Here is an 18004-nt window from a genome sequence, read left to right as displayed (position 1 = left end):
CTTTCAGTTGTCTTTTACTTTACCTATAAATGCCAGCCGCATTCCAGGGAAACTTTGTTTATAATTGATTTTTTGTTGCGGAAGTGCGCCACGAAGAACCATCCAGCAGCTTTCTTGTTTAGGGACAAGGTTTCAAAATTTTAGCAAAACATGTATTGACAATTCAGCTACTACGTAATACTATGTAGAGGTAGTAAGTAATACTTGATACCAGTCATACAGAATAGCGAAGGAATGATGAGGTTGGAAAACTTAACAGAAATGCTAAAAGGCGTGCTGGAGGGCTGCGTTCTTGAAATTATTAGCCGCAATGAAACCTACGGATATGAAATCACGCGGCAGCTGAACGCCCTTGGCTTCCAGGATGTAGTGGAGGGAACGGTGTACACAATCCTGATCCGTCTTGAAAAAAACAAGTTAGTGAAGATCACCAAGAAGCCTTCCGATATGGGACCGCCGAGAAAGTTCTTCTCGCTCAACGACGAGGGGCGCAAGGAGCTGCAGAAGTTTTGGGAAAGATGGGGATTTGTATCCTCAAAAATGAATGAGTTAAAGGAGAACAGACAATGAACTTTTGGGAGAAAATCACTGGAAGCGACATGACTAAAGAGTTTAAAGCTTTTGAAGCGCGAGCGGCAATGCTGCCGGCTGATTATCAAGCGGCATGGGACAAAATCAAAACGAATCTGTGGCAGCACTCCGATTTCACCGGGCGCAACCTTATGCCCATTCTTGACGGTGCGCTTGGCCTGCTCGAAGAAACGGCTGCTGACGGCCAGAGTGTCGGGGAGGTTCTGGGCGACGATATCAAAGGCTTCTGTTCGGCGCTAGTAGGCGAAGAAGGGGCAAAGTCTTACCGCGACAAGTGGCGCGCGCAGCTCAACCATAATATCGCCAAAAAATTAGGAAAATAGGAGGAAAATATAATGAGCATTCAAGATATCATCCAAGGCAGAAAAGAGTGGCGCGCGCATGTGGCGCGTGTCAAAGCGCTCCCGCAAGATTATCGGATTGTGTACAAGGAAATTCAAAAATATCTGATTAAGGTTGGCCCTGTTGAGTTAAGCGAGGGGACGGGATTGCTTTCGGGGATTGTAGATTTATTTGAAGAGGGTGCGGCCTCGGGAAAAGGTGTCCTCGAAGTGACGGGCAGGGACGTAGCGGCTTTCTGCGACGATCTTATCAAAGACTCCAAAACTTACGCTGACCTCTACCAAGAAGAGATTGACCAAAAAGTGAACAAGGCCATGAAAAAGGTGACGGATAAATTAAAGTAAGGGGGATTCACATGGGAAAAGCAATTGAAGTAAAAGGCCTGCGAAAGTCTTTCAAGGACAAAGAAGTCCTGAAGGGCGTCGATTTTGAAGTGAAGCAAGGTGAGATATTCGCTCTGCTCGGCTCCAATGGCGCTGGCAAGACGACGATTGTTAAAATTCTTACCACACTGCTTGCTCAGGACGGAGGTACCGCCGTCATTAACGGCTTTGACGTCGCGTCAAAGCCCAGCCATGTAAGGCAGTCGATCAGCCTGACCGGCCAGTTCGCCGCCGTGGATGAGATATTGACCGGGAGGGAAAATCTTATCATGATTGCGAGGCTGCGGCATCTCGATAACCCGCGTCAGGTGGCGGATAACATGCTGCAACGCTTTGGACTGACAGACGCCGCCGACCGCAAGCCGTCCACGTATTCGGGCGGTATGCGCCGCAGGCTCGACATTGCCTTGAGCCTTGTAGGAAATCCGCAGATCATATTTCTCGACGAACCGACGACCGGGCTTGACCCCGAGGCACGCATCGAGGTTTGGAAGATTGTCAAGGAGCTTACCGACAGAGGCACGACGATATTCCTGACCACACAGTATCTGGAGGAAGCCGAGCAGCTTGCCGATCAGATTGCCATCCTTCATGAGGGCAGGATTATTGCTGGCGGCACGCTTGCGGAACTGAAAAAGCTGTTCCCGCCCGCAAAGGTGGAGTATGTGGAAAAACAACCGACTTTAGAGGAAATATTCCTCGCCATCGTCGGCAAATAGGAGGAGAAGTTAATGGAGGCCACCAAAAACTACTTTTTCAGCGATATGCGTGTGATGCTGGGACGTTCTATGCGTCATGTATTCCGCAGTATGGATACCATCATCACGGTCTGCATCACTCCGATTGCGATGCTGCTGCTGTTCGTCTATGTGTTAGGAGGCGCAATTCAGACCGGTACGGATAACTATGTGAACTACCTGCTGCCCGGTATTCTGCTGATTGCGATTGCAAGCGGGATATCCTATACGGCTTACCGCCTGTTCCTCGATAAGCAACGGGGCATTATTGAACGGTTCCACTCCATGCCGATCGCGCGTTCCACTGTGCTGTGGGGGCATGTGCTGACCTCTGTCGTATCCAACGCCATTTCCGTTATCGTCATTATTCTAGTAGCACTCCTTATGGGCTTCCGTTCATCGGCTGGGATACTATCTTGGCTTGCTGTAGCCGGTATACTCGTGCTGTTTACGCTGGCTTTGACCTGGATCGCGGCGCTTGCCGGACTGTCGGCAAAAACCGTGGAAGGTGCAAGCGCATTTTCTTACCCGCTCATCTTCCTGCCATTTATCAGCTCGGCGTTTGTGCCGACGGAGTCGATGCCGATGGTCGTCCGCGTCTTTGCCGAAAACCAGCCGGTAACCTCAATCGTGTCAGCCATCCGCGCATTGCTTGCCGAACAGCCTGTCGGTCATGATATTTGGGTTGCGTTAGCATGGTGCTTAGGGATACTGATCGTCGCCTATTTCTTTGCAATGCGCGCCTACAAACGCAAAGCCGTTTAATGTTTGCAAACTTAACATGATAATTGTTAGTCCTATTTTCTAAGTGGTCTATAAAACGTACAAATATCATCGGCCATCGCCCTAGGTTCTTCCATAGCCGTAAAATGACCGCCGCGAGGCATGACAGTCCAACGTGCTACATTCAGGTTGCGCTCGGCCCATGCCTTGGGAGGCAATAAGACATCTGCTGGAAATAGGGCAATTCCAGTCGGCACTTCAATGCGGCCTAATGGAGGCAAAGTGTGAGAGTTTTCATAATACATTTGCGCTGAAGAAACAGCGGTGTTGGTAACCCAATAGATCATAATATGAGTGAGCAGCTCATCCTCGCTAAAGACTTGACTAAGGTCTCCCTTACAATCGCTCCAGGAACGGAATTTCTCAATGATCCAGCTGGCCAGCCCTACTGGCGAATCAGAAAGTCCATAAGCCAGAGTTTGCGGTTTCGTGGACTGAATGGACATATACCCGCTCTCTTGAGCGATCCATGTTGCAGCCTTTATTTTGTATTGCCGCTCTTCTTCAGAAAGCTCTTCCGAATCACCGGAGCTCAGTAGATTTCGAATAATACCGACATCCGTCAGATGGATGCCGATCAGTCGCTCAGGATAGTTGGCCGCCAGGTATCTTGTGACACCAGAGCCCATGTCACCGCCTCCGGCAGCGAATTTTGGGTAGCCTAATTTTGTCATGAGTTTCGTCCACAGCTCGGCGACACGAAAATTATTAATGCCAGGGGAGGCAGGCTGACTAGAGAAACCAAACCCGGGCAATGAAGGGACGATGACGTCAAACGAGTCCTCAGGATTACCGCCGTAGCTAGCTGGATCAGTCAGAAGAGGTATAATCTTTTCGTAACGAAGGTAACTGTCAGGCCAGCCGTGGGTCAGGATAATGGGCAGAGGATTGGGGCCTTTGCCGCGCTCATGTATGAAATGCACCTTTATATCATCAATATCGCAAGTGTATTGGGCAAATTCATTTAACTTTGATTCTTGTGCGCGCCAATCATAATGGTCCCTCCAATACGAAACGAGAGATTGCAAATAACCTAATTCAGTTCCCCGTTCCCAATCGGAGTTCTCTAATTGCTCAGGCCAACGAATATGTTGCAGTCGGTATTGGAGATCATCAAGCAGCTCATCGGGGACATGAATATGAAAACGTTCGACAGCCATAATAAATTCCTCCTTTGTTATTTGCATGTTCATTATATCCTTTGATAGGGTATGGTACACTGTTATATATGAAGCAATGAACTATACGATTTGATAGGTGATTACGATGCCTCAAGTAGATCGGTACAAGAATCGAACCGTAAATATTGAGTTTTACGCAGTTGAGGATTGCAGTCTGCTCTCTTACACTGACCGGTATTCGCTGATTTTTATTACTTCTGGCAGTATGAAGGGGATATTAAACGATCGTCCTATATCTATTCATGCGCCTGGTATACTTTGTTTAGCTGGAGATGATGAATGGCAAGTTACAGAGAAGCATGGACTTGCTGCACAATCGTTTAATTTCCATCCCGAGTTTCTCATATCCGCCGTTCATGTAGAGACACAGGATTATTCGCAGGCGGCTCCAAGGATTCAAAATGGTCGTTCATTCTTTCAAAGAGAACATCCGTATAGGGCAGTTCCTCGTATAACCGAAAAAGCATATCCGTATTTGTTCCAATGGTTTTTTGTTCTGGGCACAGAAGTACAGGCGCAAAGTGATGAGCGCTGGGCATGCCGAATCAAAAAGTATCTGATTCAAATATTGGCATTGTTAGAGGATTTGAATCGAGTTAGCCAGCACTCGCCTGTTGATGCCGTGTTAGAATATATTCACACCCATTATCCCCAAAAGATTTCATTAGAGGATCTGACGAAGTGCGCTCATATGAATCGTGTGACGCTTAATCAATTATTTCAGGAACGATGCGGCTATACAGCGATCGGCTATTTGCTTTCACATCGATTGAAGATGGCTTGCGATCTGCTGACCCATACAGATATGAGTCTGAATGATATTGCTGGAGCGATTGGATTCCAGTATGACACTTACTTTATTAAGCAATTTACAACCAAAAAAGGCATGTCACCGACAACTTACCGGACGATCTCGCGAAAGCTCGCCACTAATGTGTAAGAGCGCATAATAAATCAAACATAGGAGAATATCATGTCTTGGAGCAAATTGAAGCAGCAATTAGAGAGCTTTCTCAGTCCTTCGTTACAAGGGAAAGTGGAATACCGTGCAACCGGCTATCGTTATCTGCCCGATAAAGCAGGAATTTGTTATATCACGGTTGATAAAAAGAATATTTTGAACATGAACGATGCGACTACCTTAATCAAATGGTATACATCGGAGCAGGAAATCAAAAGCGACTCGGGGATCGATATTCCGATCAGTCATGAACAATTAGAAGCTGTCAGAATGAATACGGATGGCAAGATTCCGGAGGATCGTCTAATCGTCATTGCACGAAGCAGAAAAATATCTGAATTGGCAAAAGAGCTTATGGCGGCACAAGCTTCGCTCAGTAAATCCAATTTTATAACGGTGGCTAACCAATTTTTATCTACGTCTATTGAGGAAAGCATTGAAAGCAAGGATATACTATTAAATATTTTGGCATTGGTGGACAGGCGAGTCGGAAAAAAACGGATTTTGAACATGTCCGAAAAAATTAAGCTAAAGCATCCGGCTGTGCAGTATTTTTATGAATTAAGGCTTGGCACGGTCTAAACCGGGCTCTCAAAGTAAAGATAGATGTATATCGAACACGTCGTATTCGGCGTGTTTTTTTGTTGTCACAAAATAAGGTGTATCGCTAGTTATAGTTATGTAGTCTTTATAAATCATATATGAAAAGGGGAGTTGTATCGAATTGCACAAGCATAGACTCAAATCATTAATTGTACTCATCATATTGATTTCACTAACCGTCATAACTGCGGGATGTACACGGCCCAAAGATCCGCTTTCCATATCCAATGAGGAGAATGTCCAATTAAAGATTCTATATGAAGGAGGGAAAGCATTTTACTCCACATACGGAGCACTTTTTATGAGTAAGCATCCCAACGTGGATATCGAGATCATACAGATGCCGTCCTTATATGAAGAAAGCCCGCAAGAACAAAAAAATAAATTGATTCAATTCATCGAATCTGAGCAACCGGATCTAGTATTTCTTTACGACCATCAATTTAAAGAAGTTTCTTCGGAAAATATGCTTATGGATCTGGATACTCTGCTTAACCAAGACAAGGATAATGGGATACTCTCCGGTATGGTTCCCGTGATCACCGACTATCTTCGTTCCATCGGCTCCGGCAAATTATACGGATTAGCCAATGGATTCTATAGTCGGGCGCTGTATTACAATAAAGACCTGTTCGACCGTGCGAACGTGCCTTATCCCCGAGATGGAATGAGCTGGGAAGAGGTCCTGCAGTTGGCCCAGCTGTTTAACCAGGAGGAGACCGGATCGTCTGGATTAAGGTTGTTTACAGCATCAACTCCTTTTCAATTAGCGATTGAAGTTGGACTCAGCAAAAATTTGCGTTATGTGGACAACAAGGGAGAACAAGTCACAATCAGCGGCGAGCAGTGGAGGCATGTATTCGAAATGGTCATGCAGTCCTTCCAATCCAAGTCGATCTATGAGTCAAGTGATGACCATTTTCCCCAACCAGGGATGAGCTACAAAGATGTTCTAAGCTTAAATCCGTTTATTTCTGGTAAAACAGCTATGGCGATTAGCGGAAATGATTTGGCAGACACCATTAAACAGCTGCAATTGTTGGACAGTGAACATCATTTGAACTGGGATATGGTGACAATCCCTAGTGATCGTCAGACAATCAATATTTCTAGCTATATCTGGCTGCAACACGTTGTGGCCATCAATGCAAAGGCTACTAATTTGAATGCGGCTTGGCAGTTTATGAAATACATGAATAGCGATGAATATGCAAAAATTTTTACAACGGCTCAATTGGAAAGCAACCTCACTTCACGCATGGAATATCTAAAGGATGCAGAGGGGCATAACTACGCGGCTTTTTATGATTTAACGATTGCGCAGGCCGACTCGAGTTGGTTGCAGAGCTTGCCGCAAGCCTTTCATTCAGCTTTTAACGAAGCGGGGGAAAAGGAATTAACCAAGGTTTATGAAGGACAAGTATCTATAGATCAAGCGTTACAAAATCTAGAGCTAATAGGTACGCAATTGTTGGCACAGACAAAAGAGTAGCAGCAGTTATAGTTAGTAGTTTGTATCAATAACCAACGCTATTTACTTTGTTTATATTAACAGGCTAAACCTACCAGAATGACAGCCTTATAGCGGCCATATTTTTTGGTGAAATAATGTAAGCGGTAGTAATCTTTTTCTTTTTTGGGCCTTAATTTTTGTTAAGAATTAATTAAGAATTTGGAAAGTAATTGGAAAAGAGTTCTTATCATCTCTACTATATACTTTTTTTAACAACACGATGACAGGGAGAACCCGATCACCAAGATTAGTAAAGCAAAAGAGGAGGATGCCGCGATAGGGATAGCCCAATCGCCAAGCTAGTAGAGAGAGGAAGAAGAGGATGATAATGTTCAGACGAATGATAATGATGATGGTACTGGCTGGAGTTTTATTGGCTTTCTGCTTTATATTAGGAGGCTTTAATAAGGAAAGGGGATCCCAGGCGGGAACAGAAACCTTTTATCACGATCAAGTGCTATTTTTAATGTATCACCACATTGACGATAAGGAAGAAGGGATAACGATTTCGCCCAAACGATTTGAATCCCATATGCGCGAGTTGGATAAAAGCCCTTATAATGTGATTTCCATGGACAGCTACTTGAAATTTGTAAACGGAGAAGCCACAATTCCGCCGAATGCGGTTGTCATTACCTTTGATGATGGGTACGAATCTTTCTATACTTATGCTTTTCCAACTTTGCAAAAATACAACTTTTCCGCTACGCACTTCATTATCGGCAAGCATGTTGGAAAGTCCGTTCACACCACTGCACATATGACATGGGATCAAATGAAAGAAATGAAACAAGCAGGAATGAGTTTTTACTCGCATACCTATGATCTTCATCAAAAAACCAAAGACGCTTCCGGGCAAGATAATCCGGTGCTGACGCACCGAAGCTGGATCAATGCGGAAAAACGTACGGAAACGGACGCGGAGTACCGGGAGCGCGTGAAGCAGGATTTGCTTCAAAATGAACAATTATTGCAGCAAAATCTGGGCGAGCAGCCTGCACTGCTCTGCTTTCCGTATGGCGCTTATAATGAAACTGTGCTTGCCATCGGAAAAGAGCTTGACATAAATCGTTTTTTCACGACTGACGTGGGTTTAACAAAGCGCGATGATCAGCTTGTAATGCGGCTAAACGCAGGCCAGGCATGGGTCGATAGCGAGCAGCTAATGAATATGATGCAACAGCAAACCGTCTCATGATAAGAGAGGGCCGGCTTGGGAAAATGCGCAGTAAAGTCATTTTGTTTATTGGGCAAAACGCAAAGCGCAAATACAGTACGCTTGTGGTGCTTTCTCTGCTGATCGGAAGCGCAATAGCGTTCGGAATGGAATTAATTGCTCGCGGCTCATTACAAGGGACGCTGGATTGGATCGGAAACAATAGTGATATTGCCTTTTTGAATGCAGTAATCATCTTTGCAGCGTTTATAGCGATCTATAGTTTAATCGGTTGCTTGTTTATTTCGGCTGCGGTTACGTCTTTACTGCTGTTCCTGGTCGCTTTTATTAGCTTTTTGAAGGTTAACCTATTGGGAGAGCCGTTTTTTCCATGGGACATCATGTTGAACAAAGAAGGGGTTAATATTGCCCCAATTATTGCGGACCCGCCCGCATTGAAGCGAATTGCACTCATCCTGTTTGTGGTGCTTGGCTGTATTCTGGTTCGTATGTTTACACTTCGCCTTTCGTTGCCGATCATCCCGCGGATTGTTCTCGGAGCCGGAGCGATTATTATTTTATACTCGTTTGGCGTCAGGATGCCCTGGACGGCCGATATGGTCGCGAAAGCCGGCGTAACTCAAATCGCGTGGAACCAGAAGGAAAACTACAAAAATAACGGGCTCGCGTTTTCCTTTGCATGGAATGTCAAAAATGCAATCGTCAGCAAGCCGGAAGGCTATGGAGAAGCAGCAATGGCTGCCCTTTCCGAATCGATCCTCAAACTGAGAGATGGCCGCTTAGATGGCGGCAACAGCTTAGAACAACAGCCAAACGTCATTTTTATTATGAATGAAGCGTTCTGGGACCCTACGCTAATGCCGAACATAGCTTTCTCGGAGGACCCGATCCCGACGGTGCATCGGTTGCAGAAGGAATCGACAAGCGGCTATCTGCTCTCGCCACAATTCGGCGGAGGGACGAGCAATGTCGAGTTTGAAGTGCTCACAGGGATGTCAATGAGCTTCCTTGCACAAGGTGCTGTACCTTACCAGCAGTACATCGGCCGTGCGCTGCCTTCTTTAGCGAGCTACTTCAGCGATCAGGGCTACAAGAGTCAGGCGATCCATTCTTATGAGGGATGGTTTTGGAATCGGGATCAGGTATATCGCCATCTAGGTTTTGAAAGCTTCCAAAGCATACAATATTTCAACAATCCTGAAAGGAAAGGGCATTATATTTCGGACGATGAAGTATCACGGCAAATTATTGCTGCCACTAAGCAATCCGATCGCCCGATGTTTATCTATGCCGTAACGATGCAGAACCATGGACCTTATGACGATCGGCGCTATGGAGACTCAGCGATCCAGGCGGAGGGGGCGTTAACCGACCAAGCAAAGCGCATTGCGGAGACGTACGCCCAAGGCGCGCGTGATGCAGATCGCAGCCTGCAGATGTTGATCGACCATTTTGAAGAAGCCGGAGAGCCGACCGTCATTGTGTTTTATGGCGACCATTTGCCGATGCTGGGGGTGAACTACGAGGTGTACAAGCAGGGTGGCTTCGTGCCACGGGATCGTTCCTGGAATCAGGAAGAATTGCGAAACATGCATAGCACACCACTCGTAGTATGGTCCAATCTGCCTCTGCCTAAGCAAGAATGGCCTGTGATCAGCGCATCCTTCCTGGGCGGACGTGTGCTGGACTTATTGGGATTGGAGTTGCCTCCGCCGCATGCGTATACCTATGAGTTGGGAAAACAGCTGCCCGGCTTGCTGCGTAGTTTAACGGTGACGAATGAAGGCGATCTGTCGCAAGAGATACCAGAGGCGCTGCAGCCCCTTGTTGACCGCTATGAGGAGTTGCAGTACGACTTGTTGTTCGGCAAGCGATACTTGGCACGTTATATGGATCAATCGTATTTAACAAAGCTGGCTATGGAGAATTATAATATCGAGTTTACGGAAGCGGCACAATAAGGATACGAAAGTGAGGCTCCTCATGGCATCGAAAATGCTGTAAGAGGAGCCCTTTTTCATGTGTATATTGCCTTGCGCGTCTCTGAACACGGGAGAAATCATGGGGCGCAACCCTTTTATCAAATGACGAAAGAAGTGTATCCTTATCCATGCGTAATAAGAAGAGACACAAGATTTAATGCAACGCTATTGAGTTTGTATATTTAACGCAACTTGTAAAGCAGGGCTACGAACTATGACCTGTAAAGGGTCACTTTTTTCAAAGTGTCCGTCTACGGAATTTTGTTTATTACAGTCTGTTCATAAGGAGTTGCTTCTTTTCACGGGAAAACGCGTTTGGAAGATGAATCCTCTAGGCTCCATATAGGCGAATGCGGAATATGCTGTAGTTCAGATTATCTGTTTTGATCGGGGGATGTCGGTACAGAACGGTTGATCATCGATTCAAAGACGCGCTCGAAGCCGTCAATCCGAAACCTTGGGCTAACATCCCATCGACGACGGTCTGGATGGGGAGCAGCCAATCGACAGACACGCCCAACTCCCGACTGCTATTTACAATATGATCTAATGATAGCTTGTTGACCGTTATGTTAGATACGTCGGTGTCATACTGGCGTTCATCCAGTCTTCGAGCGGCGTCCGAACTTGTCAGCGAAGGCACAATCAAGTGCTGCAGCCAATCTTTTGTATAAGGCAAAAACTCTTCTGCAGAAATATTGGCCGTTCTCAGCAATGCATGTGCGTGAAAATAGCTATACCAAGCGCCGTACAACATCGTAAGCATTGCCAAATCATACAGCAGCGCAACACCCGTATCTTCACTCAGATAAGTCGAACCTCCTCCCATCACTTGAAGCAACGGTTGATATTTTTTAAAGAGTTCCTTCCTGCCACCATAAAGGATAAGCGCGTCAGGAGTTCCGATCATCGGGGGAACCGCCATGATCGCCCCGTCTAAATACTCGATGCGTTTTTCCTTAGCCCACGTATCAAAGAGGCGCGCTTCATTTGGCGTCCCGGTGGTCAAGTTGACGATGACACGGCCGCCCAATTCTGCTTCTAAAGGAATCAGCATGCTTCTTACAACTTCATATGTCGACAAGCAGACCACAATCACTCTGCTTGCAGCAACGGCCTCATTAGCCGAGTTAGCTTGAACCGCCCCGTTGCTGACGAGGAGGTCGGCTTTGTCTGCCGTTCGATTCCAGACGGTTACAGGATGGCTGGTCCGCAGAAATGCAGCCGCCAGCGCCTGTCCCATATTCCCAAGCCCAATGATGGTAACTGGAATTCGATCGATTTCTTTCACAATAGCTTTGGTTAACGAATTCTTATCCATATTTTATTCCCCTTTCCATTGAGTACTTTCTTTCCGCATAACAACGACATATAATTGGGATAAATCTCGTGCGAGGAGGCCTCGAAAAAATGAAAATAAGAGAATTGTCCCGCCTGACAAATGTCAGCTCGCGCGCAATACGACATTATGAAGAAAAAGGTCTGCTTACGGCAGACAGACTCGATAACAACTACCGTGAGTTCAGCGAAACTGCCGTCGAACGCGTCCAATCGATTCAACTCTACTTGAAGCTGGGATTTACGACAGATGAAATACGAAGCTTGTTCCAGTGCGATGCAGCGGCTCCGGATGATTACGAATACTGTGAAGAAATGCAGGAAATCTACGAGGAAAAACTTCGTAAGGTGAACAGCCAGATCGATTCAATGCTGCAATTGAAGCGGCTGCTGGAGCGGCAGATTGCGCTGACCGTTGCCAGCAAAAAGCAAGAACTACGGATATCCATCTAGCGCAACCTTTTCAAGTCATAGACATGACGAGCGTCTGCGCCAAAGTTGCTTTTTATACAGAAAGACCTTGACCTAGACCGCCGTCTACGGTCAGTTTTGCGCCTGTTGTGAAGGTGGCTTCGAACGCGAGAAAGAGCACTGCCTTGGCCACCTCGTCCGGGGTACCGTGACGTTTCATTGGCGTAATCTGGTCGCCAAGCCTCTCAAATGCTTCCCGCTCCGATTCCGAGAAGCCTGCTACGCCCATGGTCGGCGTATCAATGAATCCGGGACTGACCACGTTGACGCGAATACCCTGCTGCAATAGTTCAGCGGCAAAACCTGAGGCAAGCGAACGCAGCGCAGCTTTTGAAGCGCCGTAAACACTCATCCCGGGGGTTCCGCCTTCATCTGCTACGGATGAGGTGAATAGGATCGAACCGCCTTCTCGAATGAACGGAGCCAGACGCTGAACCGTAAAGAATGCCCCCTTCGTATTAATGTCAAATGTCTTATCGTACGAGCTTTCGGTCACTTCCGTGAAAGGTTCAAGCTGAGCGATTCCTGCATTGATGTGGACGAAGTCGATCTCGCCGAACTGTTCGGCGATGTAAGCACCTAATGCATCAATATCCGTCATGAGCGACACATCGGATTGAATAACATGCGCCCGTTCCCCGAGTTCTCGTCTCGCTATTTCTACATTTTTCTGACTGCGTCCAGTCAGTAGAACTTCTGCTCCCTGTGCCAGCAATGATTTGGCCACAGACATTCCGATTCCGTGCGTACCGCCCGTTATTACAGCTTTCATGCCTTCATACTTTCTCATGATCTTGTTTCTCCTCGTGTAAAGTATTTTTTTTCGATGTTCTAGTGACAGTATAAAGGTTCACGCTAGTGTGAAGGTCAATACAAAATTTACGGCGATTAATGGAATGCCTCTGTGTGACAGTCTCTGCTATTTCGCTGGGTGACTGCTTTAGGTTTTAGCAGAAATTAATCCTGGACATCTAACGCAACCTGACAAGGGTTGCGTTTTTTATTTGGGTGGTTGATTGACTAGGAGAGATGAACAACCACCTATTCATTCGCTTTCGCGGACGTAATGAAGTGAAATGACTGCGAATTTACATTATTGCGGATGAGCACGATCTGTTCAGTCTGTTCATATTCCGTTCATATTGTCGTAATAGGGAGTACATATCCGTCGTGTAAGATTTCCTTTAAGGCTTGCAGCTAATAAATAGACAATGTCAGGAGTCGATACGAGTGAAACAAAATGAGGTCATAAAAGGGGAAAACGATCCGGCTACAGATAAGAAGCCAACGTCAATGGTGAAAAAAATTCTTATATTTTTACTAAAAGCTATAGCAGTATTGGCCATACTAGGAATTGTATTTGTAGCGATTGTTTTTATCGTGGATAAGGTCTCCAGTAAATCGGAGCAGGGAAAGATACAATCTTATGGTCAATTAGTGCCAGTAGACGGTAAAAAGATGAATGCTATGATTCAAGGAACAGGGGAGGAAACAATCGTAATTTTACCTGGCTTTGGAACAGCGGCGCCAGCACTTGATTTTAAACCGTTAATAGATGAACTAACGCCGTTCTATAAAGTGGTCGTGATTGAGCCTTTTGGTTATGGATTAAGCGATAAAACCGACAAAGAAAGAACGACAGAAAATATCGTAAGTGAAATCCACGAAGCCTTGCAGAATCTTCAAATTGACCGTTACATTCTCATGGCTCATTCCATTTCAGGTCTGTACGGATTAGATTATGTGAACAAATATGAAAACGAAGTGAGTGCATTTGTTGGGCTCGATAGCAGTGTTCCAACGCTTAGTGAACAGGAGGTTGGATCTTCAACACTTGGAGCTTTAAGCCTGCTCAAAAAATTAGGATTCACCAGATTATTGGTGAAATCAGGTGACGACCCGTATGCTGGGCTGTCCTATGATGAGGAAACAAAAGAACAAATGAGAATGCTTGGTCACAAAAACATGGCAAATCCAAACAATCTAAATGAAATTAAATGGATGCCTTCTAATTTTAAAGGGGCTGAACAGTTAACATTCCCCAATAAGCTTCCTGTTGTTTTCTTTATCCAAGCGAATCATCCTGTAACAGACAGATGGTTACCAGAGCATGAAAAGCAAGCAAAAGATTCTGATTATGGTAAAGTAATCACCTTTGAAGCGGATCATTACTTGTATCGTACCCATGCAAAAGAAATTGCAGAAAAGTTCCGGGCGTATATGGAAGAAATTAAATAAGGAAAGCTGTTGCGGCATCCTATGCAAGAGTTCTTGCATAGGATGCCGATTGTTTTTCGCTGATCATACTCTGAGGATCTTCCCCAGGACATCTGAGCGGATTGATTAAGACATGGACGTTACTTCAGGTTCGCTCTCCTTTGATTGATGTTGATTCGACAGGGCATTTGAGTGATCCGATTTCAATTAATATCAAGGTAACATTTACCTTAATTGTATATATAACGAAGGGGCTTTAAGTGAAATTTTAAAACGAAGTGAGGTCTTCACATTGAAATAAATCATTAATTAAATCCAAATACTGGGTTTTTAAAAATTATGTTGTGAAAAGTAATTCGAGATGCTAAGATAATCTTGAAATTCAGATTAATTAGGGGGCTAATTAGAATGAGTAAAATTAATAAAGGTATTGCAACTCTTTGTATTGCGGTATTGATTTTTACAAGCGTTTTCATTCCGCAAGCAGTTGTAAATGCTCAAGAAGAGAAGGACGTACATATTACACTTCTTGCTACATCAGATATTCATGGTCGCTCTATGCCTTGGGATTACGCGACAGATGGCCCGAATTTGACTGGAAGCTTAACACAATTATATACAATCATCAAAGATATTCGTAAAGAGAACCCAAATACAATCTTGTTGGAAAACGGTGATTTGATACAGGATAATTCTGCTGAATTGTTCAATGATCAACCACAATCTCCGATGATGGTTGCTATAAATGAAATGGGCTATGAAGCTTGGACGTATGGGAACCATGAATTTAATTTCGGCTTGGATGTGCTGGACAAGGTTTCTAGTCAATTCAATGGAGCAAGACTTGCCGGAAATGTTTATAAGGAAAATGGCGAACGCTATTTACCAGCCTATACAATTATTGAACGTGAAGGTGTTAAAATTGGAGTTATCGGGATGGTAACGCCAATGATTACAGAATATGAGAAAGGCACAGACCATCTAAAAGGATTAGTCGTAAAAAATCCAGTAGAGGAAACGAAGATAGCAGTTAAAGAATTAGAAGGTAAAGTAGATGTTATGATTGGCCTTATTCATATGGGCTTGGAAAATGAAAACGGTGTCAAAGGAACGGGCGTAAGGGACATTGCTAATGCTGTTCCAGAGCTAGCGGCTATTTTTGCGGGTCATAATCATGTGCTGATTAATAAAGAAGAAGTTAACGGAGTTATGATTACAGAGCCTAATCGATACGGAACGCATATTTCACGAATCGATCTAACATTTACGCGTCAGGGTGAGCAATTAATATTAAAAGAAAAAGATGCATCAACGATTCCTGTGAAGAACGAGGATGGGTCATTTGTTGAATCAGACAAAGGATTAGAAGAAACATTAAAGCCATATCATGAATTTGCACGCGCGGATGCGAATATCGAAGTAGCACAGCTAAAGGGAACAAATCTTGTTCCGAAAAACGAAATTATTGGTATTCCTTCTGTTCAAATTCAAGAAACGCCTCTATCAGACTTTTTCCATGAGGTCATGCTGCATTATAGTAAGGCAGACGTTGTTGCACATCAGATTGATAATGACAAAGCTGCATTAAATGTAGGGCCTATTAAGAAAAAGGACATTGCATATAATTATCAATTTGCTGGTGGAGAAGTATCTGTCTATGAAGTAACCGGTAAAGATTTAAAGGATTATATGGAATGGGCTGTCAGTTACTTTAATAGCACACGCGATGGAGATGTGACGGTTAGCTTTGACAAAACTAGACGTGCATCTAAATATAGTACAAATGACTTTTTTGGCAATGTAAAATATGATATTGATTTAACTGAGCAGTCTGGCAACAGAATAAACAATCTTCGCAAATTAGATGGAACGCCAATTAAGATGGCAGATCATTTAAAGCTTGGTATGAATGCATATAGAATGGACTTTCTTCTATCGAAAGGTCAAGCACTTGAAGGACGTAAATTTAATATGATTTGGTCTTCAAAAGATGAAAGTGCTTATGGAGAAACAGGCGGTACAATCCGAAATCTGGCCATTCGATACTTGAAGGAAGAAATGAAAGGTGTCTATGAGCCAATTATCAAAAATAACTGGAAAATCATTGGTGTGGATACAAAATCGCCTGCACGTGCAGCAGTTGTTGAGCTAATCAATAAAGGTATTTTAGCAATTCCTGCATCAGAGGATGGAAAGTATACAAATATCGCATCCATTAATGTGAAGGATTCAATTACAGGGCAAGAAAAAGAACAATTAGCAGCAAAAGCAAACGTAGATGCAAGCCAATTCGCAAGTGTAAAAACAACTGGAGAATTTTATCAGAAACTAGTAAAGGCACTAAATGCTCCTAAAGCTGAGCAAGAAAAAGAAACAGAAAAGCCTGCAGAGAAGCCAACGAATCCAAGCAAACCAACACCTGAAAAGCCACAGTCAGAAAAGCCTGCTGTGACTCTGCCGAAATTAACGAAAGGTGTCGTTACAGCTTATCACTTAAACGTTCGTTCAAATCCATCGAGCAAAGCGAAAATATATGGAACGATTTCAAAAAATACTGAAATTACGATTTTAGGCGAAGAAAAAGGCTGGTATAAGATTTCTTATAAAGGCAAAACGGCCTACGTTTATAGCAAATATGTAAAAGTTAACGGTAAGTAATAAGGAAGAAGCAACCAATGATGAAATTGGTTGCTTCTTTTTAATTGCTTTTGGGATTAGCAGTATTGGTCATACTAGGAGTCGTGTGTGTAGCGATTGTTGTTATCTTGGATAAGGTTTCCACTAAGACAATCGTGATTGTACCGTTAAGTGAAATTCCTAAAGCGAGTAAAGTGATATGTTAGTAATCATTACGATTTATATTGACGGATCTCCCTAACCTACGTATAATCCTTAATAGTAAACATTACTATTAGTGGAGGAGAGAAAAAATGAAAGAGACAATTAGAACAGGAATTTTTGTAGTGGCATTGGGGGTATTGCTTGCAGGCTGCCAGAGCTCGAACACTAACGGCAATCCATCGAAGGAAACAGCGCCAGAAATTGAAATTCATGAAAGCAGCAACAAGCACGACCACGATCACGACCACGATCACGACCATGATCACGACCACGAGCATAGCCACGACCATGATGAAGAGGAAGCAGCGATATACAAGGGATATTTCGAGGACAGCCAGGTTCAGGGTCGCACGTTAGCGGATTGGGAAGGGGATTGGCAGTCTGTGTATACGTATTTGCTGGATGGAACGCTGGATGAAGTGTTCGCTCACAAAGCTGCGGATACCGCAAAAATGACGGCAGCAGAGTATAAGGAATACTACGAGGTTGGCTACAAAACCGATACGGAACGCATTGTTATCGCTGGCGATACCGTTACCTTTTTCAAGAATGGCAAGGAGTATTCAGGCAAATACCAATCCGACGGATACGAGATACTGACATATGAAGCGGGAAACCGCGGGGTGCGGTTTATTTTCAAATCGGTTGAAGCTGTCGATGGGTTGCCTACTTACATACAATTCAGTGATCACCGTATTTCTCCGGTCAAATCCGGCCACTACCATCTGTACTGGGGAGATGATCGCCAAGCTTTGCTGAAGGAAGTGATCAACTGGCCGACTTATTATCCGTCCAGCATGGATGGCCACAGCATTGCGCATGAGATGATGGCGCACTAGTCTTTTCCCGGCTCAGTGATTGCAAACCTAAAAACACGCCAACTT

General features: G+C 44.5%; 17 protein-coding genes. 14 read left to right on the top strand and 3 right to left on the bottom strand.

Annotated features, from left to right (window positions below; genetic code table 11):
• The first annotated feature begins 261 nt into the window (after nucleotides 1-261).
• The 5 genes from AC0YNW_RS19970 to AC0YNW_RS19950 are packed head-to-tail and all read left to right on the top strand — an operon-like array spanning nucleotide 262 to nucleotide 2818.
• Nucleotides 262-570: a PadR family transcriptional regulator gene (locus AC0YNW_RS19970; RefSeq protein WP_475833557.1), complete on the top strand. Its 309-nt coding sequence runs from the start codon at nucleotides 262-264 to the stop codon at nucleotides 568-570.
• Nucleotides 567-914 (top strand): DUF1048 domain-containing protein, encoded by a 348-nt coding sequence (locus AC0YNW_RS19965; protein ID WP_475833453.1) that lies wholly within the window; start codon nucleotides 567-569, stop codon nucleotides 912-914. Before AC0YNW_RS19970 ends, AC0YNW_RS19965 begins: the two co-directional genes overlap by 4 nt.
• Nucleotides 915-926: 12 nt before the next feature.
• Nucleotides 927-1277 carry a DUF1048 domain-containing protein gene (locus AC0YNW_RS19960; RefSeq protein ID WP_387475584.1) on the top strand — a complete coding sequence of 117 codons (351 nt, stop codon included), beginning with the start codon at nucleotides 927-929 and terminating at the stop codon, nucleotides 1275-1277.
• Nucleotides 1278-1288: 11 nt separating this feature from the next.
• Nucleotides 1289-2035 carry an ABC transporter ATP-binding protein gene (locus tag AC0YNW_RS19955; RefSeq protein ID WP_475833452.1) on the top strand — a complete coding sequence of 249 codons (747 nt, stop codon included), beginning with the start codon at nucleotides 1289-1291 and terminating at the stop codon, nucleotides 2033-2035.
• Nucleotides 2036-2047: 12 nt separating this feature from the next.
• Nucleotides 2048-2818 carry an ABC transporter permease gene (locus AC0YNW_RS19950; RefSeq protein ID WP_475833451.1) on the top strand — a complete coding sequence of 257 codons (771 nt, stop codon included), beginning with the start codon at nucleotides 2048-2050 and terminating at the stop codon, nucleotides 2816-2818.
• A gap of 32 nt (nucleotides 2819-2850) precedes the next feature.
• On the opposite strand, the gene AC0YNW_RS19945 is transcribed toward AC0YNW_RS19950, so the two are convergent.
• Complete coding sequence (locus tag AC0YNW_RS19945) at nucleotides 2851-3996, bottom strand: epoxide hydrolase family protein (protein WP_475833450.1); 1146 nt, start codon at nucleotides 3994-3996, stop codon at nucleotides 2851-2853.
• Between the two features lie 106 nt (nucleotides 3997-4102).
• Between AC0YNW_RS19945 and AC0YNW_RS19940 the strand changes: the two genes are divergently transcribed.
• From AC0YNW_RS19940 to AC0YNW_RS19920, 5 genes are all read left to right on the top strand, one after another.
• Entirely contained in the window at nucleotides 4103-4957 is an 855-nt protein-coding gene (locus AC0YNW_RS19940; RefSeq protein ID WP_475833449.1) for a helix-turn-helix domain-containing protein, read from the top strand.
• Between the two features lie 33 nt (nucleotides 4958-4990).
• Nucleotides 4991-5560 carry an SF0329 family protein gene (locus AC0YNW_RS19935; RefSeq protein WP_475833448.1) on the top strand — a complete coding sequence of 190 codons (570 nt, stop codon included), beginning with the start codon at nucleotides 4991-4993 and terminating at the stop codon, nucleotides 5558-5560.
• Between the two features lie 322 nt (nucleotides 5561-5882).
• Nucleotides 5883-7073, top strand: coding sequence for an ABC transporter substrate-binding protein (locus AC0YNW_RS19930; RefSeq protein ID WP_475833447.1), 1191 nt, complete (start codon nucleotides 5883-5885; stop codon nucleotides 7071-7073).
• Between the two features lie 349 nt (nucleotides 7074-7422).
• Nucleotides 7423-8292 carry a polysaccharide deacetylase family protein gene (locus tag AC0YNW_RS19925; protein WP_475833446.1) on the top strand — a complete coding sequence of 290 codons (870 nt, stop codon included), beginning with the start codon at nucleotides 7423-7425 and terminating at the stop codon, nucleotides 8290-8292.
• A 23-nt stretch (nucleotides 8293-8315) separates the two neighbouring features.
• Nucleotides 8316-10232, top strand: a complete 1917-nt coding sequence (locus AC0YNW_RS19920; protein WP_475833445.1) for an LTA synthase family protein — start codon at nucleotides 8316-8318, stop codon at nucleotides 10230-10232.
• Nucleotides 10233-10668: 436 nt separating this feature from the next.
• Here the strand turns inward: AC0YNW_RS19920 and AC0YNW_RS19915 are convergent, their stop codons facing one another.
• Entirely contained in the window at nucleotides 10669-11574 is a 906-nt protein-coding gene (locus AC0YNW_RS19915; RefSeq protein ID WP_475833444.1) for an NAD(P)-dependent oxidoreductase, read from the bottom strand.
• 89 nt (nucleotides 11575-11663) lie between these two features.
• Here AC0YNW_RS19915 and AC0YNW_RS19910 point away from each other — a divergent pair, with 89 nt between their 5' ends.
• Nucleotides 11664-12044 (top strand): MerR family transcriptional regulator, encoded by a 381-nt coding sequence (locus AC0YNW_RS19910; RefSeq protein ID WP_387475600.1) that lies wholly within the window; start codon nucleotides 11664-11666, stop codon nucleotides 12042-12044.
• Between the two features lie 52 nt (nucleotides 12045-12096).
• Here the strand turns inward: AC0YNW_RS19910 and AC0YNW_RS19905 are convergent, their stop codons facing one another.
• Nucleotides 12097-12852, bottom strand: coding sequence for an SDR family oxidoreductase (locus AC0YNW_RS19905; RefSeq protein ID WP_475833443.1), 756 nt, complete (start codon nucleotides 12850-12852; stop codon nucleotides 12097-12099).
• A 440-nt stretch (nucleotides 12853-13292) separates the two neighbouring features.
• Here AC0YNW_RS19905 and AC0YNW_RS19900 point away from each other — a divergent pair, with 440 nt between their 5' ends.
• From AC0YNW_RS19900 to AC0YNW_RS19890, 3 genes are all read left to right on the top strand, one after another.
• Nucleotides 13293-14300: an alpha/beta fold hydrolase gene (locus tag AC0YNW_RS19900; protein ID WP_475833442.1), complete on the top strand. Its 1008-nt coding sequence runs from the start codon at nucleotides 13293-13295 to the stop codon at nucleotides 14298-14300.
• Nucleotides 14301-14687: 387 nt separating this feature from the next.
• Entirely contained in the window at nucleotides 14688-16937 is a 2250-nt protein-coding gene (locus tag AC0YNW_RS19895) for a 5'-nucleotidase C-terminal domain-containing protein (RefSeq protein ID WP_475833441.1), read from the top strand.
• A 272-nt stretch (nucleotides 16938-17209) separates the two neighbouring features.
• Nucleotides 17210-17959 carry a metal-binding protein ZinT gene (locus AC0YNW_RS19890; protein WP_475833440.1) on the top strand — a complete coding sequence of 250 codons (750 nt, stop codon included), beginning with the start codon at nucleotides 17210-17212 and terminating at the stop codon, nucleotides 17957-17959.
• Nucleotides 17960-18004 lie beyond the last annotated feature (45 nt).

The organism is Paenibacillus sp. J31R120 (assembly GCF_056269225.1).
The sequence above is the reverse complement of the archived record's forward strand: the minus strand, read 5'-3'. Positions and strand labels throughout refer to the sequence as shown.